This is a genomic window from Nitrospirota bacterium (genome assembly GCA_030684575.1).
Classification (GTDB): domain Bacteria; phylum Nitrospirota; class Nitrospiria; order Nitrospirales; family Nitrospiraceae; genus Palsa-1315.
In genome coordinates, this window is sequence record JAUXVD010000004.1 from 66,051 (window position 1) to 90,599 (window position 24,549).

Sequence of the window (24,549 nt, forward strand, 5' to 3'; positions counted from 1 at the left end):
TTCAGTTCAATGGACGAGTGATGCCCCTTGGCCGGCGACGGACTTGAGACGCAGCCGATACCGGCTGATCAGATACCATTTCGCCACCAGCCCGAATGCAATGACGGCCACGACAAACAACATCAATATGAGCAACCGGTAGTCGGCGTGAATTCCTTGATCGACATAATACAACCCATCCGGCCCTTGTTTGAGCTTAATCTCCCGTTGAAGCTGATGCGTCTTGCCTGATGGATCGGCAAGATTGACCCATTCCGAACAGAGGCGGACCGGGTCCGCCGCTTCAGCAACGGATTTCCAGCCGAGCCGGAGGCACACATCCTTTTTGGAATTGAATACATCGGGAGTCGCTGCCAGCTCATCAAGGTTAATCCCACTGGCCCATAACCCGATCAGAACGATCACGTTGCAGAGAATCGTCATAGCAAGAGACACGCCAAACGTGAACCGACGGACCTTACTCGCCCGACGCTGATCGTCTGACAATGCGTGATCCATCCCCTCACCAGACCGGTTGCTCTCGCTCAATAGGCGATCTGGATGAGTCCCCTATTGCGCGCGTCCAACGAGGGCCTTCCCAGACCGCGCGTTGCGCGAGCACAGAAAATCATCAGTCCCCTCCAGGCCTATCCCCCTTGTACCACAATCTGCGAAAAGTCCGCGAATGAGTTAAAGAAGTCATCCACTTCTTGGAGCAACGACAACCGATTACTCCGGACAGCCTGATCCTCGGCATTGACCATGACTGCCGCAAAGAACGCATCGATGGCAGGCTTCAAACGCACCAGCGCGTCCAGAGCCTGGCTATAGTCACCCCGCTTCATCCCGGACATAAGCTTGGCCCGCTCATCCACCGTAGCCTGGTACAACGCCGACTCAGTGGGATGTTCGAACCGCGCGTTATCGACCGGCTGACGCTCCCACTTCTCTTTCTCGACCAGCCGGTGCGCGCGTTTGAAGCCGACGATCAACGGATCGAATTCCGGCTTAGTGGTCACAGCCTCAAGCGCTTTCATTCTCTGCACAAGATCGACGAGGTCGAGCGTCTTGCCGTGCGCCTGCTTGAGCACCGCTTCGATGACATCGTCGCGTAACCCATGGACAACTCTGGCATAGTGCCGAACCCGTTCGAAAAGAAATTCTGTCATCCGGCGGCGGCCATCTTCGGCAGAGTCCGCTCCCCCTTTGAATCCATCACCGATGACGAGGTTTCTCGCGATATCGACATAACTCCCCAGGTCGATGCGCAGGTTTCCCTCAAGAATGATCCTGACAACGGCCGTGGCATTCCGACGCAAGGCAAAGGGATCTTCCGATCCGGTCGGCACGAGTCCCACATAGAAGAAGGCCGCAATCGAATCCAGCCGATCGGCCAACGACAGCACTTGACCTGCGATAGTCTTGGGCAACTCACCTTCAATCGAACGCGGCAGATATTGCTCTCTGATGGCCTGACTCACCGCATCGGATTCACCGCCATGCTTCGCGTACTCACCCCCCATGATGCCCTGCAACTCAGGAAACTCACCGACGACACCCGTCAGAAGATCCGCCTTGCACAGCCCCGCGGCCCTCTCGCAAGCCTGTTTGAGCTCGTCGTCCTGCGGTCGCACCGTCGACGCAATGAAGCCAGCCAGTTCCTTGACCCGTTGCTGTTTTTTCTCCATCGTGCCGAGCTTCTGCTGAAATGTGACCCCGGCCAGCTTCGGCACCCGGTCCTCGAGTGTGACCTTCCGGTCTTCGTCAAAAAAGAACTTCGCGTCGGCCAGGCGCGCAGCCAGGACCCGTTCGTTGCCTTCGCGAATCAATCCCATATCTTTAGCTCGATTGTTCGTCACCGCGATGAAATGGGGGACGAGCTTCCCGGTCTCTTTGTGCATCAAGGAAAAGAACCCCTGATGTTCCTTCATCGAGGTAATCAGAATCTCTTGCGGCACTTCTAAATAGGCAGGCTTAAAGGAACCGATAATGGCGTTGGGACATTCGGTCGTATAGACCGCCTGATCCAACAAGTCCGCGTCGACATTCAACGAGAGCCCTGATTTTTTGCAGAGAGTCGCAATCTGTTCTTCGATCATATGGCGGCGACGCTGGGGATCTGGAGTGACGCCTTGCCGTTCAAGCCCCTTCAGATAGGACCCGGAGTCCCGAACCACGAACCCCTTCGAGCTCCCTAAGACGCGATGGCCGAGCGTCTTGTTGCCGGCGGTAATCCCCGCAGCTTCGATCGGAAGCGTGACCCCTCCATAGACTACCACCAGCCACCGTACTGGACGAGCAAACCGAACGCCGGTGGTATTCCATTTCATCGCTTTGGGGAACGACAGTTTCGCGATCAACAGTGGAAGAAGTTCTCCCAGAACCACCTTGGTTGGCCGACCCAGCTCTTGCTTCACCGCAAACAGATATTCCCCCTTCGGAGTCTGACGCACTTGCAGTTCATGGACCGCGACCCCTTGCCCTGCAGCAAATCCCGTTGCCGCTCTGGTCGGCTGACCAGCTGGATCGAACGCCACCGACTTCGAAGGCCCCATCGCTTCCTTGGCCATCGAGAGTTGCAACGTCGCCAGGCCCTCAACCACCAAGGTCAACCGTCGTGGCGTCCCCAAGGTGCGAACAGATTGAAACGCGAGGCGGTGGTCCTTGAATAACTGTTCCGCTGCCTCTTTCAATGTTGCCAACGCAGGCGCGATAAACTGATAGGGCAGTTCTTCCACGCCAATCTCAAGCAACAACTCGGCAGCCTTCACAGGGGAAGGGCGGATTATCTTTTTCGCAGGAGGGACAGGGCCGCGAGACGGTTGAGTCTTCTTTGTCATGAATTTCTCTGTCGTTCTTTATGCGCGGCGGACCGTAGTTCTCACGCGCGACGTGGCTGACTTCGCTCCGTCTCGCTCCCCGCCTCGATTGAGCAGCGGATGCCCCATCGCCGCTCGCTCTTCGATATAGCGTTCGGCACATTGGCGCGCCAGCGCACGAACCCTGGCGATATAGCCTGTTCGTTCTGCCACGCTGATGGCTCCCCGGGCATCGAGTAGGTTGAAGAGGTGCGAGGACTTGATACAGAATTCGTAGGCCGGAAGGGTCAACCACTTCTCGCGATTCGCCAGCAGCCGTTTGCATTCTCCCTCGAACGATTGAAACGTGGCCATGAGCATCGCCACATCGCCTTCTTCGAAATTATAGGTCGAGAACTGCACTTCGGTTTCGTGATGGATATCTCCGTACGTGACTGAATCGTTCCAGGCGAGGTCGAAAACGTTATTCACTTGTTGCAGATACATCGCGATGCGTTCGGTCCCGTACGTGATTTCAACGGTAATGGGATTCAGCTCGATCCCGCCGATTTCCTGAAAGTAGGTGAACTGCGTGATCTCCATCCCATCGAGACGCACCTCCCAGCCCAGGCCCCAGGCACCCAACGTAGGAGACTCCCAGTCGTCTTGAATGAACCGGATGTCGTGCTGCTTCGGATCAATCCCCAATTGGGCCAGGCTCTCCAGATACAACGCTTGAATGTTGTCCGGAGCCGGCTTCAAGACAACCTGATACTGGTAGTAGTGCTGCATGCGATTCGGATTTTCGCCATATCGCCCATCCGTGGGACGGCGACAGGGTTGGGGATAGGCAGCTCGCCAGGGTTCCGGACCAAGGGACCGAAGAAATGTGGCTGGATGGAAGGTCCCGGCACCCATTTCGAGATCGTAGGGTTGATGGATCACACAACCTTGGTCGGCCCAGTAATGATGCAATGTGAGAATGAGATCCTGGTAGTTCACAATCGGTCCTGCGAGGTGGTGAAACTACTGAGTGAATGCCCCATGGCGAAGGAAGAAACTAACAGGAATGCGTACAAGCTGTCAAGAAACAATCCCTCTATGATCAAGGAGTTGCATCAGTATAGACCGCCTGATTTGGTCTTAATTCTTGACGAACTTACGGGAGTGACAGCGATTGATCTCCACCCGCCTGCTCTTGACGTAGCCTTATCAGTCCTCTATTGTCTTAATACTTGATTGACTCACTCGGCATTACCTATTCCCATGAAGCTCTCCAAAAAAAGCGAATACGGACTTCGCGCACTGCTGGAACTCACACTCTTCTACGGCAAGGCGACGCTCCAGCGGCACCAGATCGCAGAGCGCCAGCATATCCCCGTCGAATTCCTTGAGCAGATTCTGCTTGCGCTAAAACGAGCCGGCCTCCTCTCTAGCCGTCGAGGCATGAAGGGTGGCTACGCGCTCATCAAACCTCCGGGAGAAATCACCCTCGGCCAAGTGATTCGCATTTTGGATGGCCCTCTCGCCCCCATCGGATGTGTGAGCAAAACTGCCTATCAAAAATGTGCGGACTGCCCCTATGCCGAGCATGCCCAATGTCCGGTACAGCACGTGATGGGCACCGTGCGTGATGCCATTGCCGGCATCCTGGACCACTACACACTCGACGACTTCGCCTGCGGACATCACAAAGGATAATTATGGATGTAGTCGTACTAGTCCTGATCACGTTCATAGCCGCCATCGTCAACGGGGCCCTCGGATACGGATTTTCTTCGATCACGGTTCCCGTCGCACTACTGTTTTATACCAACCGTATTTTGAATCCCGCGTTGGTCCTGGTGGAATTAGTAATCAATGGGTACGTCCTCTTCATCAACCGCAAAAGCGTCCCGAACATTTGGTGGCGCGTGGCGCCCATTTTGATCGGCCTTCTGATCGGTGTCGCGATCGGTAGCTATATCCTCTCCCTCGTCCATCCGTCCTGGGTCAAATTTGTGACCTACTTTATGCTGCTGCCCTTGATTCTGCTTCAGGCTGCCGGTATCAGAAAACCCATCAAAGCCGAAAAGGCCATCGCGGTCCCGTTCGGAGTGGCAATTGGAACCCTCTATTCCGTGACGACGATCTCAGGCCCTCCGCTTGCGCTGCTGTTCAACAATCAAGGATATGCAAAACAGGATTTTCGCGCCGCATTGGGCGTCATTCGAGTAGGGGAAGCGGTCATGACGGGAATCGCCTACTACTTCATTGGGCTCTATAGCGTCGAGAGCCTGGAGATCATTCCCTACATCATCCCCAGCGTCCTGCTGGGAATTCCCCTTGGAAGCTATCTCATCCGTTTGATGGACCCTGAAACCTTCAGACGGATCTGCATGGCCTTCGATGCTCTGATCGTCGCATTCGGCATGTCCCGAGTACTGATCGAATTGAACCTGGCCGCTGCCGTCACCACTTACAGCATCCTCTCGATCGTGATGATCCTCAATGCCTACCTACTGTTTCGTTACTTTCGGGATAGAACCGTCCCATAAGGGAGTACAAGTACATAGCGGCGACCAAATACACATAATAGACTGATCAGCCTCCCCTCTCTTTTCGCGCAGCTCAATCCATACGACTCCCCGCCTGGTCACTAACCAAACCACTTGGGAATTTCTCACGACACGATACGCCTCCTCACCTCCCCTCACATCCCTTCCCTCTTACAACACGACCCTCCCGCTAGACCATACCTGCACAGCAGGCTCCATCATTGACCAGAACACAGCCAAACACACTCGCGAGCGCACGTTCGATCGAGTTGATTACGACATCGCTCTCACTGCGACATCCTGCTTAACCCTCCACTCATGCGCGACCACGATAGGGCCGCTATAGGCCTGTCAGGACAACCATCTTCGATTCGTATGAGGCCTGTATGGTTTTCCATGCATGTCCTACAGTGGCCATAATGCCAGCCATGCCACATGGCAAATATAATATTATAAATCAATAGCTTACGATTTGTATTTATGGCACGACCATTGCTCATGTGCCATCCCATATCTACTGTTTGCCAGCAATAGGCGCCAGGCGGACAACACCTACAGAAACAGAACATGACACTTTTACTCGGAGTAGGACATGCCATCATTTAGCAAGATTCAATTTCGCCTCACAACAATTATTGCGGTACTTCTTTTTGCCGCAGTGCCCCTCCTGACTGGCTGCGGAGGAGGAGAAGGAGAGATCGGCAGCGACCCTAGCGTCACGGTGACTCCGGGCAGTAGCACTCCCGGCAGGAACGCTCCAGGTAGTAGCAGTGGAGGATCAGCACCGGTGGCAGGAGCAACGGCCTCTCTCGCATGGAGTCCGGTCCCGGACCCCTCCGTCATGGCGTACTTCGTCTATTACGGTCGTCAATCACCAGGTCAACCGGGCAGCTGCGCCTATGAACAATCACAGTACGTTGGCTCCCCGTCGGCCATGATCACTGGCCTTCAACCCAATACGCGCTACTACTTTACAGTCAGTGCCTACAACGGACTAGAAAGTGCCTGCTCAAGTGAAGTGTCGACCGTCACGCCTTCTTCCTCCGTGTAGACTAACTGATCGCCTAAATAACACTGCTATTCCTCATCCCATCTGCACAGATCCTTTCATTGACTCCCCCATTTATTTTTTGTTAGCCTCAAGCCCCGCCGCGTTGCAACCGATCTCTGAACTAGAGAAGTGTGTGCCGGCTTCCTCGGTAATCAATCCTGAAAGGAGTTTCGATGGCCAGTTCAACCGTTTCGCCCGACACCCTCACTGCGCTCCAGAACAAGGCCACGCAGCTCCGCATTGAAAGCGTTCGAGCCACGACTGAAGCGGCCAGTGGCCATCCCTCCAGTTGCTGCTCCGCCGCCGACATCGTCGCCACACTCTTCTTCTCTGTCATGCGTTATGACCCCAAGAATCCCAAAGCCGCGAACAGCGACCGGTTCATCCTGTCGAAAGGCCATGCCGCGCCACTACTCTATGCCGCATGGGCAGAGGCCGGCCTCTTTCCCAAAAGCGATCTCTTGAAGTTACGTACCTTGACGTCCGACCTCGAAGGACACCCGACGCCCCGCTTATCGTTCGTCGATATGGCAACTGGCTCATTGGGTCAAGGCCTCCCAGTCGGCATCGGCATCGCGCTCAATGCCAAATTCGTCGACAAGCTCGATCACCGCACCTATGTCCTCATGGGCGATGGTGAATCCGTCGAAGGATCTGTCTGGGAAGCAGCAGAGGTCGCACGCCACCATGGATTAGATAATCTCTGTGCGATGGTCGATATCAATCGACTCGGTCAAAGCGATCCCACGATGTTACAGCACGACATGGAGGCCTATCGCGCGCGCTGGTCAGGATTCGGCTGGCATGCCATCGTCGTCGACGGACACGACATTGCCGCCCTCGTCGCCGCCTTCGATGAAGCCTCACGCACGAAAGGTAAGCCAACCGTTCTGCTCGCAAAGACCTTCAAAGGCCGCGGCATATCGTTTATGGAAGACAGCCCGAATTGGCACGGGAAACCAGTGCCCAAGGGAGAGGACTTCCAAAAGGCCCTCGATGAATTGACCAAGCAGCTGAAACCAGGCAATGGGACCGTTCAGACCGTCAAACCCACAGCCTCAACACCGGTCGCCACCGCTCCCACCGCGCTGCCACCGTCACCTTATAAGCTCGGCGATTCCGCCGCAACGCGCGAAGCGTTCGGTGTTGCGCTCGAAGCTATCGGCGCGGTAAACCCCTTGGTGGTCGGACTCGACGCCGACGTCAAGAACTCAACCTATACCGATAAGTTCGGCAAGAAGTTTCCAAATCGGTTTTTCGAAAACTTCATCGCTGAACAAAACATGCTTGGCGCGGCAGCCGGGCTTGCCGCCTGCGGCAAGGTTCCCTTCGTCGCAACCTTTGCGGCGTTCTTCACTCGCGCCTACGACTTCATCAGGATGGCAGCCATCAGCCAGTCAAACATCAAGCTGGTGGGCACACACGTCGGCGTCAGCATCGGCGAAGACGGCCCCTCGCAAATGGGACTCGAAGATATCGCGATGATGGCGGCCCAGCCAGGCGTCGTCGTCCTCTATCCTTCAGATGCCACCTGCACCTACAGACTGGTGGAAATAGCAGCCGCTCACAAAGGAATGGTCTACCTCCGCGCTGGCAGGCCTAAAGCGCCTGTCATCTATGGACCAGAGGAGCGTTTTCAGATCGGTGGCTCCAAAGTCCTTCGCCAGAGCGCCTCGGACGTCCTCACGATCATCGCAGCGGGCGTAACACTCTTCGAAGCGCTCAAAGCCTACGATCAGCTCAAGGCTGTTGGAATTTCCGTACGAGTGATCGACCTCTACAGTATCGCACCGATCGATCGCACCACCTTGATCGACAGTGCCAGGGCCACGCAGGGACGCATCCTGACGGTGGAAGACCACTATGCCCACGGAGGGTTAGGCGACGCAGTCCTCAGTGCGGTTGGCCCAGAAGGGTTACGAGTACACAAACTCGCGGTTCGGGTCATTCCACACAGCGGAAAGCCGGACGAACTCGTGGATCACTTTGGGATCGGAGCACGCTCGATTGTCGAAGCGACCAAGCAAATCACCAAGTAAGCCGTCTGGTCCAGTCCTTCCTCAAGGGCTGGACCGCATTCCCCTTCTGAACATCCTCTCCACAGCGGACCGCCAACGCATGCTCCAAGAGTTGACCGAAACCCGTTACAGCAAGCACGACTACATCTTCCGCGAAGGCGATCCTACCGAATACTTCCACATCGTCAAGGAAGGAACCGTCAAGTGCGTAAAGTCCACGCCGGAGGGAAAGGAATGTACGCTGAAGATGCTGATGCCGGGGGATCTGTTCTGTTGCGACGCAGCCACGTTCGACGGCACCTCTCATCCAGGCTCGGCCCAGCCCATGGGAGACGTCAGCATTCTCCGGATGAAAAAGAAATCCTATTTCGAGATACTGCGGCGAAATCCCGATGCCGCGATGGAAGTCATTAAATACCTGGGCAATCGTTTAAACGAAGCACAGGAGAAAACGAAAGATCTCGCGCTCGACCGCGCCGACCAACGGCTCGCCTCCTTGCTTGTGGACCTTGCAACCCGTAACGGAATCGCAGACCCGAATGGAATCCGCCTGACGGTTCGGATGACCAGACAAGACATGGCCAACATGGTCGGGATCACCACAGAAACAGCCATTCGAATCATGGGCCGATTCAAGCGCGACCAGTTGGTCTCCGGCACCGCCAACCGCCTCCTGATTCGCGACCTCAAAGGGCTCAAAGCCCTTGCCTCCCTCTCATAATCTCGCACGTCGCACCCCTTTCAGCACGAATTTCATAAACATGACATATGTCATGTTTATTACCATCGGCCTAGCGTATGGTGATTCTATCGACATCTAGGATTTGGAACCCTGAATATAGAGGACCGCTGGTTTACACAACCACGAATCCATCCATTTTCAACTAGCGAAGGAGAGAGACCATGCAATCATCGCGACACCACTATGGCACTCGTGCCATCCTTACGGGCTTACTCGTCGGAGGCCTGGCCCTCTCGGCACCGGCATGGGCCAAGACTCATGACATCGCCATGACAGCCGTGGAATCGGATATCGTCATCGATGGGAGCGGAGAGAAGTATGCCGCCTGGACCTTCAACGGAACCATGCCGGGGCCAGTCGTCCGCGTCACCGAAGGCGACACGATTAACTTTACCCTGACCAACCCCGCCACGAACAAGAATCCTCATGCCATGGACTTCCATGCCGCAGAAATCGACTTCTTGAAGAACTATCGGGCCATCAATGCCGGCGAAACCATCAGCTTCACCTTTGTGGCGAAAAAGCCGGGGATTTTCTTCTACCATTGCGGAGCGCCTCCGATGATCCAACATGTCGCCCGCGGCATGTTCGGCGCCATCATCGTTGATCCCAAGAATGCGAAAGTCTGGGCGAAAGCGGATCGCGAATATGTCCTGGTGCAGTCAGAGTTCTTCAAAAATCCCGACGATGTGCAGGCCATGTTCGACCGCAAGTATGACAACATGCTCTTCAACGGCGGGATCTTCAAATACCACCCGTTCGTCACCGGCGGCGGCAAGTTGGATGCGAAGCCAGGCGAACGCGTTCGCATCTACTTCGTTAACGCGGGCCCGAATGAATTCTCCTCATTCCATCCCATCGGTGAAATCTGGGACAACGTCTATGAGAGCGGCAACCCCGCAAACAAACTCACTGGCGTCCAGACCTATGTCGTCGGCCCTGGCAGCGCAGCCACGTTCGACGTGGTGGTTGAATCAGCCGGAGCCTATCCGATCGTGACGCACTCACTCACCGGTGCGCTTCGTGGCGCCATTGCGGTGTTGCTGGTAGGCCCCGATGCCAAGCCGGCACCACTCATGCCGATGGTGCCGTGGGTACTACCAGCAAAATAAGCGGCTGGAGCAGGGAGCGATCCGCCGTTGGCGGATCGCTCCCTGCCAAGACCGAGCCCAAGAGTATCTCGCCCACACGTATCAAATCATGTTGAACGTCATATCAACCAGGGTTACGCTCCTCACAGCCATCTGCATGGCCACACTCCTTTTCCACTCCCCTATTTCGGCTGCCGCACCCAAAGAGCGCATTGCCCTCATGCTGACAGGAACAGACTGTCACGGAGCGCAGCAGACCCTTGTAACGGCCTTGCAACAGACCGATGGAGTCTTTGCGGTCGATGGCACCAGCGTCCCGGGACATCTGCTCCTCGATGTCGAGGAGGGAAACGTCTCCGCACGGGATATGCTCACGGTCGCTCAGACGACAATCGGCACCGCCCTTTCCTGCCACATCGAAATTATGCAATCATGCATCACCGCCCCTAAGCGGACCGAGATAACAGCACCAGCCAAATAGGAACCGGTCGCTCGTCGCCCACGCAACACAAGCATGTTATCGATACAAACACCGGCCGAACCCTGTGGGCCTCAGCGCCCCTGCCGCCACCTCGCTGCTGTAATCATCTGTCTAATGGCCAGCCTGCTCGCCTCGCAGGCTCGTGCACAGGATGCGCTGCTCGAATGGCTCCCCGTCCGGCCATTCAGCTTCGATGTGACATTCAGCCAACGGACATTCGCCCCTGACAATCGAGTGATTGGAGTTCAAGCTGGTTTCACAGCGCTCCGTTATGGGGACCTCGAGGTTCGCACGATATACCAATATTACAGCAACCATACGCAGACCTTTACCACCGATCAAAACTCGCTCTATCTGAATCCGCGATGGAATAACTTTATCGACATTCTGGACTTTCCTAAGGGGATGCCGATCAACCGCGTAATCCGGCATGTGCTCTTCGGCCCCCTCGAAGACCGAGCGATCCCCTACCTGGGCCTCATCGGAGGGGGCACTCTTCCCGGTCCAGGCAACACCTGGCCGGGACATCTCATAGGCGGCCAAGTTGGCGTCAGATTTCCGGTCGGGCGGGGCGTCTCAGTCGACACGGCCGTCCAATATACTCAGTACGGGATCGACTTTCGCGGGGAAGCCGGGCAGACCCAACAATGGTTGATTACAACAGGGATTCGGTTTTGAGCATGCCTCACACATGGCACGCGACCTTGGAAGCGCCACGGCATGAGGCCGGAACCGGCGCGCCATTATTCATCGTGATGTTGCGCGGGTGGACGTCACTATTGCTCATCGCGTTCATGCTGCAGGGCTGTGGGCTGGTGATCGATACGGTCCAACTGCTGCATCCCATCGCCACGAACGAACTTGATGCGATCTGCGCCAGGGGCCAGGTCCGTGTCGGCATGGCAGTTGAACCCTTTCAGCCGTTCGTGTTCCCGGCCATCTATACAGACGAAGGGCTACGCGTCACAGGCCTTGATGTCGAGCTCGTGCGCGAAATCAGCGCGGCTCTCTCGCAGCGTTGCGGGAACAAGGATCCGATCGTGCCGACGCTACAACTGATTCGTTTTCAAAACCTCTTCATCGAGCTAACGGAAGGCAATCTCGACTTGTTTGTCTCTTCTATTAGTGCCAATGTGGCAGCACCTGGACGAATTGGCCTCGCCTATTCGAGCCCCTACTTCGAGGCGGGGGGTATCGGTGGTATCACCGCACGTGCTGACGTCGCTGAACGCGTGAGTGCCTATATCCATCGATCCTCTGAACGAGTGGCCAATGCACATCTCATGTCCGAAGCCTTTGCAGGGCTGACCGTGGCCGTTCAAGAAGGCACCAGTGCCCAATTCTATGCGGAGGCGAATCTGAAAGGCATCACGCTCGTGCTCTGCGACTCGCTTCCCGCTGCCTTCGAGTCCCAACGCCCACCGATAGACCTTATTCTTGGGAAAGAACCGGTTCTCGACTATACGGTACGTCGAGTCCGTAAAGACTGGCAGCTCCTCACATTGAAAAATGGCAAACCACTGGTCCTGACCCGTGAACAGTATGCGATCGTCACCGACGAGGAGAGTTATCGGTTACGACGGTTCCTCAATGACCTCCTGTTCCGGCTTGATGAGTCGGGCCGACTCACCGAGATGCGGCACCGCTGGCTGGATGAAAATTACGCCTATCCTCGCCGGGCCGCAACGGAAGGGCTTCCGTTTGCCGCAGAAAAAATGCCTCAGCATTACGATCAAGGCCAATGCCGACTGGCTGACACCAGGCCACGATGAAAGAAAGGATACGCCGATGAACCGCATACGATGTGCCGCCATCGCGGGAATGCTCGCGATCCTCGCCCTCGGAGCCGTAACCCCGAGCACAAGCTGGGCGGTCGATCGTGCAGAGGCGGAGGAAACCGCTCGACTCTTGGCCAAGCTACTCAGGGCGGGTCGGCTGGTCATTGAGCGGAACCAACCATTGATTGACGATCAACATAAGGGGGACAAGGGCTTTACACCCGAAGTGTTTGAGCAACAACTCGTCCAGGAGTTTCGCGAGCAGACCAACATCGATCTCGCAAAACTGCACAACACAACGGTCACAGTGCCGCCCCTCGCCAAAGAGCTCTTGCCGGCGTTCATGATCGCCAGCAAAGAAGTGGTCCGTGATGCCCAAGTCGTCATCAACCAGCGGGGAATCGGGTACAAAAACTTCATTCCGGCCACTTACGGCAGCCAGGCCGCTGCGCGGTTCTCCAAACAAACACGCGTGCGGCTGAAGCAAACCACCTTACACCCACGCAATCCCAAGAATGAACCGGACGAATACGAGGCCTCGGTACTGAAATGGCTGTCCGGACGGCCTCGCGCCGAAGCCTATGTCAGTGAACTCACCGATCAAGGCCAGACCTTGCGGGTCGTCATGCCGATCTACTATGTACCGGCCTGCCTCAGCTGCCACGGTGAACCAAAAGGCGTGCTGGATATTTCCGGATACCCCATGGAAGGCCATAAGGACGGCGACCTCGCAGGAGCGATCACGGTAACCCTGAGCCGGCCTTAGCTTGAGGGATTCAAAGGAGCTGGCACAGCGTGAACAATTGCATCCCATCAAACCGCGGCATGCGATAGTCTGAAATGGCGACCTCGCTATATCGCAAGTTGCACCCCGCCGAGCGAATGATATAGGCAAAGTTTTCCGGGAAACTCAGCCGTTCACGATGGTCCATACACATCCCTACTAAAACTTCTGCCTGACTATAGGGACTGTGAGTCGCTCCCATATTGTGATAGCGAAGAAGATCCTCGATCGGCGTGCCCCTGACCTCCGGCGAGATGTCGGCCACTGATTCGATCAGTCTCAATACAGTCACCTGGTCCTCCCATCGATTCGCACGTTAGCGTCCTTCGCACGAATCTCGTAATCCCACGGAAGAGGAGCCAGGACCACGAGCCCTTTCTCCTGTAAATCATGCAGCACCTGAAACAGCATCTGCCATCGACACTGAGGCAATGCAGCCGAGAGCACCGTAAAGGTCACCCGGCGATGCTGCGCCACCAGTCGATGAACGGCATCCTCAATTTCTCGCATCGTGATCTCAACCATGTGAGCAGCCATCTTGCTTCAGCCCCTCGTACTGAAACCGCTGTTGATCGAACACATTGCAATATTCAGTCCGCCCACACCACATCACTTTTAGCAACCTAACAACTCGACTGCTGTGGTTAATTCAGAAAATCCTGATTCTCATCCTGCGCAACTGACACGCAAAATCCACGCTGCTTCGCCGTTTCGCACGGTGCGGTCTGTGTGGATCCGCTCGAATTCAGAATCGATCCTCCAAGAAACAAGGAATTTCACGCGCTCTTTCACCACTCTCAGATGGCATTGTCCTTGCTGGGAGCCTCTTCTCTGACATCAACCACACATCGCCTCAGGAGAAATTGATGGCTATCACGTGTCGAGCTCGAATCACGACGGGGCAAGCTATCGCTGGAGCGGTTGCTCTCCTCTTAACGCTCATGTTCTCGCAACAGAGTCTCGCGGGAGGAGATGATCATCGTGCGCTGCGGCTCCTCCTGGACAAAGGCATCATTACGCAGCAGGAATACGATCAAGCAGTCGAAGAAGAGCAACGTACGAAAACCGACGAAGCACAATATGTGAAGCAGGCGACGGCAATCACGAAAAACGGGCTGCAAGTCAAATTGGGAGGTTTCGCCGAAATTGATTTTATCGGGGATAGCACGCGGAGCTATGAGGAGATCATCGGTAATCGGCCGGTCCTGCGAAGCAATACGCTGGGCGGCGCCAACAGCCTGCTTCAAACCAGCCCGAGGAACAGCCGGATCACGCTCGATGTGCGAGCCCCGGAACGGGACAGCATCAAAAGCCGTTTTTATGGATCCATCGACTTCCTGGGGAACGAACCGGCGATCGGCAGCCCCGGAGTGTCCAATCTCACGTTGCGGACCAGCCCGGACGCACGCATCTTTCAAATGTACTTCCTGGTGGAAAGTCCAGCAGTCGATGTGAAGATCGGGCAGGATTGGTCCCGGTTTGGATTCATGTCTGACTATTCGAGGGGACAAGTGTCGGTGGCTGCCACTCCGGCAAACCTGTTTAATCGTTGGATTCAGGCCAGCATCTCCAAACGACTTCGCGTGACGGATACCCTGTCCCTGACGCCCGTCTTCTCCGTGGAGCGGCCTCCACAAACCGATGCCAATCTTCCTTCTTTCGTTGCGGGAGTTCAGGTCGCCTATCACGGCCTGCTCGCACCCTACACCGGTTCTTCGACAGGCGACATTTCTCTCAAACCGTTGAGCCTCCAAATCAGCGGAGTCGGACGGAGACTTGAAGCGAATACCGGAGGTCCGACGACTTCATCGGGAAACCAACCCAATCTGGGAGGTCAAACATACGTACCTGGTTGGGGGCTCTCCTCTAGCCTATTTATTCCGGTTCTCCCATCACAGAATGGAGAGTTGGGTCATACCGCGCACGTCGTGATGGAGGGTGTCACAGGTGCCGGTATATCCGATATGTTTAATGGATTGAGTTGGGGAGTCTGCAATCCGGTGTGCGGGAGTTCCACTTCAAACAGCGGCTTTGGCGGAGCGGCCTTCGGTCAGACCAACATCGACGCCGGACTTGCAGCCGTGAGCAATCAAACCGGAAAATTCGAAGCGATCCGTTCGACCTCGATGATGGTGCATGCGACGTATTATCTCCCCGATCAAGGAAAAACGTGGGTCGGAGGCGGTTATGGGACCATCTACTCCTCCAACGCCAGCGAAATGACCTGTACGGTGACGGCAGCGTTCTGTGGTGGGGCGCTCCGAACAGCACAGAGTATCTACATCCGCGACTCCACCTACTATGCCTATGTGTTCCATGACTTCACTCAGGAAATCCGAGCAGCACTGATGACGAACTGGGTTCGTACCACCTATGCAGATGGAGCCAATGCCGAGAACCACCGGATACAACTGTCGTTCTTCTGGCGATTCTAGCGTGTCCGCGATGCCACTTGCCCAACGCAGCCGTTCTATCAGCAGCATGACCAAGTCAATGGACAGGCAGTCACCGGCAATGGAAAATCCTGCACTTTTGTCATGCACCCGATCCCCAGGACACCATCTCTCCACGTCAGTATCGTCCGCAACAATTTCTCACACCTCAGGATTCGCACAGAGCGCACTGAGCGGATCCGCTCGACTTCAAATTCAGGCTCAAGACAAAACTTGCGATCGATCTGCGAGTTTTCGCAAAAAGCTGCGCCTGATAACGATTTCAGGCCGACGTGGACTTCATGGGCAACCGCATGCTGGCGGAACAGAACTTGCGATATTTAAAATATCTGCTTGGATCAACATGACATCGGAAGGAAGACTGAATGGTAGATCACACCTTACTTGACGCCATCGGCCATAACCTGACCGCCCCGATGCCGCTTTTTTTTGCGTTGGGCATCCTGGCAACATTGCTCCGGTCGGAGCTCAAAGTACCCGATGCCCTCTACATCGGACTGACACTGTATCTGTTAGCCGCCATTGGCTTGCATGGAGGGGCTGAAATCCGTGAAGTGGGAATCATGGCAATCTGGATGCCGATCGTCGCCTGCTTCTTATTGGGCTCCCTGATCCCTATCGGAGGCTATTTCATCCTCCGTTACATGGGAAAGTTCAGCATCCATGACTCGGCGGCAATCGCAGGCCATTACGGATCAGTCAGCGCGGTCACCTTTGCCGTCGCGACGCAGTTCTTATCCAGCCTCCAAGTCAGACCCGAGGGATATCTGTCCGCGTTTCTGGCGATCCTCGAACCAACCGGGGTGGTCGTCGGAATTTTGCTGGCACGAGTCGCGCTTCAAATCGAAACGAGAAACCACAGTGAGCCGGATGGGGCAACGAAGGCACGTGCCGGATGGATTCGGCCCGTCCTGCACGAAGCACTGACTGGCACTGGCTCCATCATCCTGTTGGGTGCGCTTGTTATTGGTTATATCTCCGGACCGGACGGGATTGCGGTGACCAAACCATTTTTCGGAGACCTCTTCAAGGGCGTCCTCTGTCTGTTCATGTTAGAAATGGGCCTGGTCGCCGGCCGGCGACTGGCCGAGGTGCGAGCGGTCGGTGCATTCCTCATCGCTTTTGCGATTGTCATGCCGATTATTGATGGAACAATCGGTGTGCTCATAGGGGGCTTTGTCGGGCTGAGCGTCGGCGGCGCCACAATGTTGGGCGTCATGGCGGCGAGCGCATCCTACATCGCCGCACCGGCGGCCATGCGCATCTCGCTCCCGGAAGCGAATCCCTCCTTCTACCTCACGGCATCATTGGGAATTACGTTCCCATTCAATATTGCAATGGGCATCCCTCTGTATTTTTGGCTCGCGAAACTAGTATTCGGATCATGACCGACAGGGAACGGACGAGAGGATAGACTCACATGCACATGGAAAAGGCGATACTACTGACCATCATTACCGAACGTGTCATGGAACCCGCGTTAAAAGAATTGGTCAAACGTGCAGGAGCTCCTGGGTATACCATTGAAGATGTCGCCTCAGGATGGGGAACACATGGTACCCGTACAGGTCAACTCGAGAGCGACCAGACCTTCAAAATGCTTCTGGTCCTGCCCAAGCCCCTGGCACATCTCATTCTCCAAGAGGTGGAGCGAACCCTTCAACCAGATTATGCTGTCACCGCCTTTCAACATGAGATCGAAGTGCTGAGTCGGGCCCCGGCTTCGCCTGGGACATGAGACGTCGAGAATCAATTGCAACATCATGTGCCCAGTGGGCCCACGGTCGCACGCAAGAGCTGATCAATATCTGAAGTGCTGGACGGGACAAGCCGTGAGTCGGATTAGACCAACAAGGTGAAGGAGACGAGTATGACCCGTGTCGCACAGAGAATCCTGATAATCATCGTTGCCGGTAGCTTAGGCCTAGTGGGGCCTTATGCAGAGGCGGGCGTCACGCCCTATCAAGCGGAAGAAGCGGCGCGCTTGATCGCCACGCTCCTCAGTACAGGACGAGTGATCATCGATCGCAATCAATTATTGATCGACGATCCCAACAAAGGCGCAAAGGGATTTACGCCCGAGGTGTTCGAGCGACAAGTCATCAACGAGTTTCGAACCCGCACCGGTGTCGATCTGACACATCCGGCTTCGGCTCACTTGCCTCCGGAAACGTCGAACCTCTTACGCGCACTCTTAGATGCGAGCAAGGACGTGGTCGCAGAGGCGCAGCCGGTGATCAACCAGCAAGGAGTCGGATATAAGAACTTTATCCCGGCCACCTTCGGCAGTCGGGTAGCCAGCCGGTTTTCGGCCCATTCGGGCATCCAGCTGAAGCAGACGACGCTCCGGCCACGCAATCCTAAGAATGCCCCTGACCCATACGAGGAAGCCGTGCTTCGACGATTACTGACGCAGCCGAGTCAATCCGTCACCATTAGCGATATGGAAACCGGCAATAATACACTGCGCGTACTGACCCCCATCTACTACACGAGAGACTGCCTGACCTGTCATGGTGGGCCGGCTGGAGAGTTGGACATTTCCGGGTATCGCAAAGAAGGAGCCGAAGAGGGGGATTTGGCCGGTGCGATTAGTGTCTCGATTCCTCTGGATGCTGTGAAATAAAATGTCTCAGGAGGTGAATCTGATGAAATGGTCGCGCGTATATTGGGCCATCGGACTATGTGCAATGATTGCCTGGTTGAGTGTCGACGCTCTCGCGACGGCAGCGGACAAATACACCATCAAGGATGTCGGAGCGATTGCAGTCGGTGGCACGGTCGAAAGCCTGAACAACAACGGTCAATTGGCCGGAGCCATCCCGATCAGCCAGACCAGGAACACGGGATGGTGGTTCGACGGGAAGAAATTCATCGACCTCGGCACGTGCGGTGGAATCGGCTGTCGCGCCATGGACATCAATGATAAAGGCCAGATCGTGGGGAACATTGGACGAGACGCTTTTATCTACAACGACGGCAAGTTCATAGACCTCGCCGCGTTTGTGAGACCACCTGGGATTGCGTTGGCGGTGAACGATTTGGCTGAGGCGGTGGGATGGTACACCCTCATTCCAGTGCCCGGATCCGATTTCCCGTCTGAGCGCCATGCGTTTATGTATCGAGGACGGACACTCACGGATTTAGGCACCCTGGGGGGCAAAGAAAGTGCGGCGACGGATATCAACCACATCGGTCAGGTTGTCGGCTATGCCAGCGCCTACAGTGACGAGACCCATGCCTTCTTGTACCAGCAAGGCAGGATGACGGACCTGGGAACCCTGGGAGGAACGGATAGTCGCGCGAATAACATCAATAACCGTGGCCACGTCGTGGGGAGCGCGAACATCGCAGGGTCCAATAAAGCACATGCGTTTCTTTACGCGGATGGAAAGATGACGGACTTGGGAACGTTAGAGGGGCAAGAAAGTACCGCGCTGTCCATCAACGAGGCAGGGCAAATCGTCGGAACAAGTGGCTCGCGCGGATTCCTCTATAGCCAGGGGAAAATGATTGATCTCACCACCCTTCTTCCACAAGGGTCCGGGTGGAAAACCCTGGCTCCTCGCTGCATCAATGACCGCGGCCAGATCGCCGGGGTCGGAATCGCCGCTGACGGAAAGCCGCACATTTTCCTTATAACACCCGCCCCCTAGATCTCTTGGAATTGCCCCGTATATCGATTGGGGGCACGGGTGGAGAAACTTCCGACTATCTGCCCTAGGGAGACCCTGGCCCAATGTGGCCTCGCCTCGGTACTGAAAAAACTTGAACGACATAAAGAAGCCCTCTTCAACAGAAAAATATTATGTTATCCTGCAGTGCATACGATCTCACAGTGAGGGAGGGTATGGCCCACTGCCGACTCTGGATCGAGCCACTCTCATACTCGACCCCATACACAAATGACTTATGCCGAGCCCCTGATTGAGAACAAGGAGGATCTAATGCGCTCTATGCTTGCAGCAGTGATAGTGGCCACGATCGGATTCGGAAACCCGGTGTTGGCTTATGAAGAAATTGCCGTAACGGACGGAGGTAGCATCACAGGAATCGTGACCCTCGAAGGCCAGGTTCCCAAGCCAAAGGGCTACAACCTCATTACGTTACCGGACCAATATTATTGCGGACGCATTTCTGATGGCAAAGGCTGGCGCATCCTGCAACCGTTCCAGGTTGGGTCTGCGGGAGAATTTCGTGAGGTCGTCGTCTATCTGGAAGGAATCGACAAGGGCAAACCCTTCGTGGAAAAGACCGTGCCACAAATCGAAGCGAGAGACTGCCTCTTCGTCCCCTTCACAACTGTGGTCCGAGACGATCAAACGGTGACAGTGGTCAACATGGACCCCGTCATGCACGACATTCAGGCGTATGAAACCTCGAATTTGGGCGCGCGCGTGCTCTTCAACGTGCCCCTGCCGATGAATCCGCAGCATCCGCGCGACTTGAAGGATCGCAGCGATGCCGGGATGTACCACAAACACATGGCCGGCCCGCCAATGAAGCAACTGGTCAATCTCAGCAAGGGCCGCCGGACCTTTGTCATGCAATGCGGCTTCCACGCCTATATGGAGAGCTGGGGCTTGGCCATCACGAATCCGTACTTCGCCAAGACGGACGAGCAGGGCCGGTTCACGATGACCGATGTGCCACCTGGCACCTATAAGCTGGTCATCTGGCATCCCTATATCCGTACCGTGACCGAACAGACAGTCACCGTCAGCCCGAAGGCGAATGTGGAGGCCAATATCGCGGTCCAGGCCCCGACCGGACGGCTCTACGCCAACGAGGTGTTAGATCATCCATCCGGCCGCTACACCGTAGAAGCACAGAAAGACATCGATCCGATAATCCGTAAGCAGGCTCATTAAAGAGGAAATGGCCCGTGCACAACAGACCCAGCACCCTTTAGCCTGTATGGCATCACCGATGATGCGCAGCGCATTGTGCCTGCATTGATTCGTCAGCGCCCATAACCGGATCAGGCATGATTCTTGTGCACGATTGATGGACGTAACGAAAGACTATTCAGACGGCGATCTTGCCGCTCAATCGGTGCACGTCCTCTATGAGGACGTGCACCTCTCTTCCTGAGCTCACGCGCCCAGACAACTACGACATGAACCACCATACATGATGCTGGCTAGCACCGACGGCATGCACATGCTTCTCAGGCTCCTCCTCGCGAGCTACGCAGCCGGCCTCCTGCTTCCGTTCTGTACCCCGCGAAAGCCGCAGACGCAAGGGATGGTGGGCAGCGTCTGTGCCTCTGTCGCAAGTCTCATCGGTATTGCATTGGGACTCAGCGGACTCGTCGCGTCCGAACCGTTGACCGCCACCGTCGCATCGCCCATTCCCCTGCTCGCCTTCGCGATTCGGCTCGATCCGCTCGCCTCCTTTTTCGTCCTGACCATCTCCCTCGCCGGGCTGGCCGCCTCCATCTATGCCATGGGATATCTCAAGGAGTTCCATGACCGGGTCTCCGTCGCCGCGTTGGCATCCTTGACGAACGGGTTCCTGCTCTCCATGACACTCGTCGTCATTGCCGATAATGGATTCTTCTTCCTCATTGCGTGGGAGCTGATGTCGCTCGCCTCCTACTTTCTGGTCGTCACAGAGCATGAGAAGGCGGATGTCCGCTCCGCCGGATTCTTCTACCTGGTCATGACACACATCGGCACGGCCTTTGTGGTCCTGACCTATTTAATCTTGTTTCAATCCGCAGGATCGTTCTCGTTTGATGCCTTTCGTCATCCGGGACAGGCCTTACCGGAAGGGATGCGAACCCTGGTTTTTCTCGCCGCCTTGATCGGCTTCGGCACAAAAGCCGGGATCGTGCCCTTGCATGTCTGGTTGCCCTACGCCCATCCGGCCGCGCCATCGCATATCTCGGCCCTCATGTCCGGCGTCATGATCAAGACGGCCATCTATGCACTCATCCGGGTCTACTTCGATTTCCTTGGGGGACAATTCCCCTGGTGGTGGGGCTTCGTCGTGCTGCTCGTCGGGATCCTCTCGGCCATACTGGGTGTGATGTATGCGCTCATGGAACATGACCTCAAGCGTCTCCTGGCGTTTCATAGCGTGGAAAACATCGGCATCATCTTGCTCGGCATCGGCGCCGGCATGATCTTTCAGACCTACGGGCTCAAGGAGTTTGCTGCGCTGGGCCTGTTGGCAGGGCTCTACCACACGATCAACCATGCCATCTTCAAGGCCTTACTCTTCCTGGGAGCAGGTTCGCTCCTCTACGCCACGCATACGCGGAACATGGAAGAGTATGGGGGGCTGCTACGTCGCATGCCCTGGACCGGTCTGTTCTTTCTCATCGGCGCCGTGTCGATCTCGGCTCTCCCCCCGACCAATGGATTCGTGAGCGAATGGCTGGTGTTCCAAACACTCTTTCTGAGCTTTCAACTCCCGGCTCTATTCCTCAAGTTGATGCTGCCAATCGCCGCAGCCCTGCTGGCCTTGACCGGCGTCTTAGCGCTGGCCTGCTTTGCCAAGGTCTTCGGTATTTCCTTCTTGGCTCTCCCACGAAGTGCCCATGCACGCCATGCCGAAGAGGTCCCGGTCGCCATGCGGATCGGGATGGGCATCCTGGCCCTGCTGTGCGTCGGACTTGGACTCGCCCCCATGTTCGTCGTGCCGCTCCTCGACCGGATTACCGCCCCTCTGACCGGCGTGTCGATCACCGACAAGGTCCTCGCACTGGATGGCTGGGCCGTGGCGCCAGGAAACGTCCAGTTCTCCAGCATCTCACCTCCCATGTTGGCGGCCATGCTGATCCTGGGCGGACTCCTTGGCCTCCTCTTGGCCTTCCTCTTCGGTGGCCGTCTGATGACACGCGCATACAAAACCTGGGGCTGCGGGATCAATCTGTCCCCACGGATGGAGTACACGGCTACGGGATTTGTCCAACCGATTAAGCGAGTGTTCAGCACCTTCTATCAGCCGACGATCAAACTTGAGACCGAGTTCCTGGAAGAGTCCCGCTACTTCGCCAAACGACGACACTTTGAGTTTCATATCGAGCCGGTCTTTGAAAAGTATCTCTACGATCCGGTGGTCCATGTCTTCATGCGAATCGCCGACCGCCTGCGTATTCTTCAGGCCGGCAGCCTGCATCTGTACTTGACCTATATATTCGTGACACTCGTCATTTTGCTGTTGTTCGCGGTCTAGGAGACGCGAGTAGGATGCCCCCAATCATTCAATCCCTGCTGCTCGTCACGGCACAGGTCATCGTCCTGCTCGCGGTCTCGCCCTTCCTCGTAGGCCTGATTCGTAAGGTCAAGGCGCGCTTTCAATGCCGCCGGGGCGCCAGCATCTTCCAGCCCTATGCCGACCTCGCCAAACTCTTCCGCAAGCAGCCGGTGATTTCGACGACGACCTCCTGGATCTTCCCTGCGACGCCGTACATTCTGTTCGCCTCCACGCTCTCGGCGGGTCTGCTGGTTCCCACGTTCATCTCACAGACACCGTTAAACTTTTCGGGGAACATCATCGCACTCGTGTATCTCCTGGCACTGGGAACATTTTTTCTGATCCTCGCAGGACTCGATGCCGGATCCGCGTTCGGCGGGATGGGCAGCAGCCGGGAAGCGATCGTTGCGTCGCTGACAGAACCGGCCATGATCCTCTCAATTTTTGCCATCGCACTGACCGCCGGCTCCACCAATCTCAGCACCATTGTCCACAAGACCGCGTTGCTGGAAGGAATCGTGACAGACCCGTCCCCGCATCTAATGGCGCTGGCAGCTCTGTTCATCGTGGCGCTCGCCGAGACCGGGCGGGTGCCGGTCGATAATCCTGCCACGCATCTGGAACTGACTATGATCCATGAGGCGATGGTCCTGGAATACTCCGGCCGCTATCTCGCCTTAATCGAATGGTCCGCCGGCCTGAAGTTGGCTGTGTTTCTCTCGCTGATTGCCAACGTCTTCGCGCCCTGGGGCATTGCGACTACGTTGGCGCCGACCGCATTGGCGATCGGGCTCCTGGTCTACGTGGTGAAGATTGCAGGGCTCGCCGTGCTGATCGGGGTCATCGAATGTATGTTCTCGAAATTGCGGTTATTTCGCGTAACGGATCTCCTGGGCGTCGCCTTTATCCTGGCGCTCCTCGGGCTGTTATTCTTTTACATTCTTCGGAGCTGAGCCGATGCAGATTTCTCCACATATTGGGTCACAGCTCGTCGACTTGTGTTCGGCCTTACTCTTGCTCACCTGTTTTGCGATCGTGGCACAGCGGCGGCTCTCCGCCTGCGTCGACCTCTTCGCACTGCAGTCGGCCTTTCTCGTCCTGACGGCAGCGCTGGTGGCCTTCCTGACCGGAAACCACCATATCTACATCGCAGCGGCGCTGACCGGCGTGATCAAAGTGGTCATCATCCCGAGGGTGCTCAAGAAAGTCATCGAGCGTCTGAACGTCAAGCGAGAACTGGTGATGAACGTCAACGTACCGGCCGGCCTGCTGATCTGCGGCGCACTGGTGATGCTGGCCTTCTTTATCACGCAGCCCATCATTCCGCTGGGTTTTCTGCTCACGCGCGATTCTCTGGCCATCGCGCTGGCCATCGTGCTCATCGGATTTTTCACGATGATTGCCAGGCAAAAGGCCGTCACGCAGCTGGTGGGGTTTCTGGTCATGGAGAACGGCTTATTTTTAGGAGCCACCGCCGCCACCTACGGGATGCCCTTAATCGTGGAACTGGGCGTGTTCTTTGACGTGCTCATCGCGGCGTTGATTGCGGGAATCTATACCAATCGATTGCAAGACACGTTCGACACGGTGGATACCAGCCACCTCACCGTCCTGAAGGAATAAGTGAAGGG

24 protein-coding genes are annotated in these 24,549 nt (G+C 56.1%); 19 read left to right on the forward strand and 5 right to left on the reverse strand.

Going from position 1 to position 24,549, the window contains the following annotated elements; all coding sequences use genetic code 11:
• Window positions 1–6 precede the first annotated feature (6 nt).
• From Q8N00_02435 to Q8N00_02445, 3 genes are all read right to left on the reverse strand, one after another.
• Window positions 7–498, reverse strand: a complete 492-nt coding sequence (locus Q8N00_02435; protein MDP2381641.1) for a hypothetical protein — start codon at window positions 496–498, stop codon at window positions 7–9.
• A 128-nt stretch (window positions 499–626) separates the two neighbouring features.
• Window positions 627–2,819 carry a glycine--tRNA ligase subunit beta gene (glyS, locus tag Q8N00_02440; protein ID MDP2381642.1) on the reverse strand — a complete coding sequence of 731 codons (2,193 nt, stop codon included), beginning with the start codon at window positions 2,817–2,819 and terminating at the stop codon, window positions 627–629.
• Window positions 2,820–2,837: 18 nt separating this feature from the next.
• Entirely contained in the window at window positions 2,838–3,779 is a 942-nt protein-coding gene (locus Q8N00_02445) for a glycine--tRNA ligase subunit alpha (protein MDP2381643.1), read from the reverse strand.
• Window positions 3,780–4,043: 264 nt separating this feature from the next.
• On the opposite strand from Q8N00_02445, the gene Q8N00_02450 reads away from it, so the two are divergent.
• The 10 genes from Q8N00_02450 (at window position 4,044) to Q8N00_02495 (ending at window position 13,241) form a co-directional block, all read left to right on the forward strand.
• On the forward strand, window positions 4,044–4,478 hold the full coding sequence (locus tag Q8N00_02450; protein ID MDP2381644.1) for an Rrf2 family transcriptional regulator: 435 nt from the start codon (window positions 4,044–4,046) through the stop codon (window positions 4,476–4,478).
• Window positions 4,479–4,480: 2 nt separating this feature from the next.
• The gene (locus tag Q8N00_02455; protein ID MDP2381645.1) at window positions 4,481–5,314 is read left to right on the forward strand and encodes a sulfite exporter TauE/SafE family protein; all 834 of its coding nucleotides are present in this window, start codon (window positions 4,481–4,483) and stop codon (window positions 5,312–5,314) included.
• Window positions 5,315–5,906: 592 nt separating this feature from the next.
• Window positions 5,907–6,365 (forward strand): fibronectin type III domain-containing protein, encoded by a 459-nt coding sequence (locus Q8N00_02460; protein MDP2381646.1) that lies wholly within the window; start codon window positions 5,907–5,909, stop codon window positions 6,363–6,365.
• Window positions 6,366–6,538: 173 nt separating this feature from the next.
• On the forward strand, window positions 6,539–8,404 hold the full coding sequence (locus Q8N00_02465) for a transketolase (protein ID MDP2381647.1): 1,866 nt from the start codon (window positions 6,539–6,541) through the stop codon (window positions 8,402–8,404).
• Window positions 8,405–8,483: 79 nt separating this feature from the next.
• A complete protein-coding gene (locus tag Q8N00_02470) occupies window positions 8,484–9,104 on the forward strand; it encodes a Crp/Fnr family transcriptional regulator (GenBank protein ID MDP2381648.1) in 621 nt (206 codons plus the stop codon).
• 182 nt (window positions 9,105–9,286) lie between these two features.
• A complete protein-coding gene (locus Q8N00_02475; GenBank protein ID MDP2381649.1) occupies window positions 9,287–10,237 on the forward strand; it encodes a multicopper oxidase domain-containing protein in 951 nt (316 codons plus the stop codon).
• 199 nt (window positions 10,238–10,436) lie between these two features.
• A complete protein-coding gene (locus Q8N00_02480; GenBank protein MDP2381650.1) occupies window positions 10,437–10,697 on the forward strand; it encodes a hypothetical protein in 261 nt (86 codons plus the stop codon).
• Between the two features lie 114 nt (window positions 10,698–10,811).
• Window positions 10,812–11,375, forward strand: a complete 564-nt coding sequence (locus Q8N00_02485; protein MDP2381651.1) for a hypothetical protein — start codon at window positions 10,812–10,814, stop codon at window positions 11,373–11,375.
• Window positions 11,376–11,377: 2 nt separating this feature from the next.
• Window positions 11,378–12,469: a transporter substrate-binding domain-containing protein gene (locus Q8N00_02490; protein ID MDP2381652.1), complete on the forward strand. Its 1,092-nt coding sequence runs from the start codon at window positions 11,378–11,380 to the stop codon at window positions 12,467–12,469.
• Between the two features lie 16 nt (window positions 12,470–12,485).
• Entirely contained in the window at window positions 12,486–13,241 is a 756-nt protein-coding gene (locus tag Q8N00_02495; GenBank protein MDP2381653.1) for a DUF3365 domain-containing protein, read from the forward strand.
• Between the two features lie 10 nt (window positions 13,242–13,251).
• Here the strand turns inward: Q8N00_02495 and Q8N00_02500 are convergent, their stop codons facing one another.
• Complete coding sequence (locus Q8N00_02500; GenBank protein ID MDP2381654.1) at window positions 13,252–13,551, reverse strand: hypothetical protein; 300 nt, start codon at window positions 13,549–13,551, stop codon at window positions 13,252–13,254.
• The gene (locus tag Q8N00_02505; GenBank protein ID MDP2381655.1) at window positions 13,548–13,784 is read right to left on the reverse strand and encodes a hypothetical protein; all 237 of its coding nucleotides are present in this window, start codon (window positions 13,782–13,784) and stop codon (window positions 13,548–13,550) included. Before Q8N00_02505 ends, Q8N00_02500 begins: the two co-directional genes overlap by 4 nt.
• Window positions 13,785–14,125: 341 nt before the next feature.
• Between Q8N00_02505 and Q8N00_02510 the strand changes: the two genes are divergently transcribed.
• From Q8N00_02510 to Q8N00_02550, 9 genes are all read left to right on the forward strand, one after another.
• A complete protein-coding gene (locus Q8N00_02510; protein ID MDP2381656.1) occupies window positions 14,126–15,694 on the forward strand; it encodes a hypothetical protein in 1,569 nt (522 codons plus the stop codon).
• 383 nt (window positions 15,695–16,077) lie between these two features.
• On the forward strand, window positions 16,078–17,100 hold the full coding sequence (locus tag Q8N00_02515; GenBank protein ID MDP2381657.1) for a sodium-dependent bicarbonate transport family permease: 1,023 nt from the start codon (window positions 16,078–16,080) through the stop codon (window positions 17,098–17,100).
• Between the two features lie 32 nt (window positions 17,101–17,132).
• Window positions 17,133–17,450: a hypothetical protein gene (locus tag Q8N00_02520; GenBank protein MDP2381658.1), complete on the forward strand. Its 318-nt coding sequence runs from the start codon at window positions 17,133–17,135 to the stop codon at window positions 17,448–17,450.
• Between the two features lie 132 nt (window positions 17,451–17,582).
• Window positions 17,583–18,338: a DUF3365 domain-containing protein gene (locus Q8N00_02525; protein ID MDP2381659.1), complete on the forward strand. Its 756-nt coding sequence runs from the start codon at window positions 17,583–17,585 to the stop codon at window positions 18,336–18,338.
• 22 nt (window positions 18,339–18,360) lie between these two features.
• On the forward strand, window positions 18,361–19,368 hold the full coding sequence (locus Q8N00_02530; GenBank protein MDP2381660.1) for a hypothetical protein: 1,008 nt from the start codon (window positions 18,361–18,363) through the stop codon (window positions 19,366–19,368).
• A 291-nt stretch (window positions 19,369–19,659) separates the two neighbouring features.
• Window positions 19,660–20,583, forward strand: coding sequence for a carboxypeptidase regulatory-like domain-containing protein (locus tag Q8N00_02535; protein MDP2381661.1), 924 nt, complete (start codon window positions 19,660–19,662; stop codon window positions 20,581–20,583).
• Window positions 20,584–20,845: 262 nt separating this feature from the next.
• On the forward strand, window positions 20,846–22,897 hold the full coding sequence (hyfB, locus tag Q8N00_02540) for a hydrogenase 4 subunit B (protein MDP2381662.1): 2,052 nt from the start codon (window positions 20,846–20,848) through the stop codon (window positions 22,895–22,897).
• 14 nt (window positions 22,898–22,911) lie between these two features.
• Entirely contained in the window at window positions 22,912–23,871 is a 960-nt protein-coding gene (locus Q8N00_02545) for an NADH-quinone oxidoreductase subunit H (protein MDP2381663.1), read from the forward strand.
• A gap of 4 nt (window positions 23,872–23,875) precedes the next feature.
• Window positions 23,876–24,541, forward strand: coding sequence for a hydrogenase (locus tag Q8N00_02550; GenBank protein MDP2381664.1), 666 nt, complete (start codon window positions 23,876–23,878; stop codon window positions 24,539–24,541).
• Window positions 24,542–24,549 lie beyond the last annotated feature (8 nt).

What these genes read in the sequence shown, in the direction of transcription:
- Q8N00_02435 (MDP2381641.1), bottom strand. Translation starts at nt 498, where the DNA reads ATGGATCACGCATTGTCAGACGATCAGCGTCGGGCGAGTAAGGTCCGT.
- glyS (MDP2381642.1), bottom strand. Translation starts at nt 2,819, where the DNA reads ATGACAAAGAAGACTCAACCGTCTCGCGGCCCTGTCCCTCCTGCGAAA.
- Q8N00_02450 (MDP2381644.1), top strand. Translation starts at nt 4,044, where the DNA reads ATGAAGCTCTCCAAAAAAAGCGAATACGGACTTCGCGCACTGCTGGAA.
- Q8N00_02455 (MDP2381645.1), top strand. Translation starts at nt 4,481, where the DNA reads ATGGATGTAGTCGTACTAGTCCTGATCACGTTCATAGCCGCCATCGTC.
- Q8N00_02460 (MDP2381646.1), top strand. Translation starts at nt 5,907, where the DNA reads ATGCCATCATTTAGCAAGATTCAATTTCGCCTCACAACAATTATTGCG.
- Q8N00_02465 (MDP2381647.1), top strand. Translation starts at nt 6,539, where the DNA reads ATGGCCAGTTCAACCGTTTCGCCCGACACCCTCACTGCGCTCCAGAAC.
- Q8N00_02470 (MDP2381648.1), top strand. Translation starts at nt 8,484, where the DNA reads ATGCTCCAAGAGTTGACCGAAACCCGTTACAGCAAGCACGACTACATC.
- Q8N00_02475 (MDP2381649.1), top strand. Translation starts at nt 9,287, where the DNA reads ATGCAATCATCGCGACACCACTATGGCACTCGTGCCATCCTTACGGGC.
- Q8N00_02480 (MDP2381650.1), top strand. Translation starts at nt 10,437, where the DNA reads ATGCTGACAGGAACAGACTGTCACGGAGCGCAGCAGACCCTTGTAACG.
- Q8N00_02485 (MDP2381651.1), top strand. Translation starts at nt 10,812, where the DNA reads ATGGCCAGCCTGCTCGCCTCGCAGGCTCGTGCACAGGATGCGCTGCTC.
- Q8N00_02490 (MDP2381652.1), top strand. Translation starts at nt 11,378, where the DNA reads ATGCCTCACACATGGCACGCGACCTTGGAAGCGCCACGGCATGAGGCC.
- Q8N00_02495 (MDP2381653.1), top strand. Translation starts at nt 12,486, where the DNA reads ATGAACCGCATACGATGTGCCGCCATCGCGGGAATGCTCGCGATCCTC.
- Q8N00_02505 (MDP2381655.1), bottom strand. Translation starts at nt 13,784, where the DNA reads ATGGTTGAGATCACGATGCGAGAAATTGAGGATGCCGTTCATCGACTG.
- Q8N00_02510 (MDP2381656.1), top strand. Translation starts at nt 14,126, where the DNA reads ATGGCTATCACGTGTCGAGCTCGAATCACGACGGGGCAAGCTATCGCT.
- Q8N00_02515 (MDP2381657.1), top strand. Translation starts at nt 16,078, where the DNA reads ATGGTAGATCACACCTTACTTGACGCCATCGGCCATAACCTGACCGCC.
- Q8N00_02520 (MDP2381658.1), top strand. Translation starts at nt 17,133, where the DNA reads ATGCACATGGAAAAGGCGATACTACTGACCATCATTACCGAACGTGTC.
- Q8N00_02525 (MDP2381659.1), top strand. Translation starts at nt 17,583, where the DNA reads ATGACCCGTGTCGCACAGAGAATCCTGATAATCATCGTTGCCGGTAGC.
- Q8N00_02530 (MDP2381660.1), top strand. Translation starts at nt 18,361, where the DNA reads ATGAAATGGTCGCGCGTATATTGGGCCATCGGACTATGTGCAATGATT.
- Q8N00_02535 (MDP2381661.1), top strand. Translation starts at nt 19,660, where the DNA reads ATGCGCTCTATGCTTGCAGCAGTGATAGTGGCCACGATCGGATTCGGA.
- hyfB (MDP2381662.1), top strand. Translation starts at nt 20,846, where the DNA reads ATGATGCTGGCTAGCACCGACGGCATGCACATGCTTCTCAGGCTCCTC.
- Q8N00_02545 (MDP2381663.1), top strand. Translation starts at nt 22,912, where the DNA reads ATGCCCCCAATCATTCAATCCCTGCTGCTCGTCACGGCACAGGTCATC.
- Q8N00_02550 (MDP2381664.1), top strand. Translation starts at nt 23,876, where the DNA reads ATGCAGATTTCTCCACATATTGGGTCACAGCTCGTCGACTTGTGTTCG.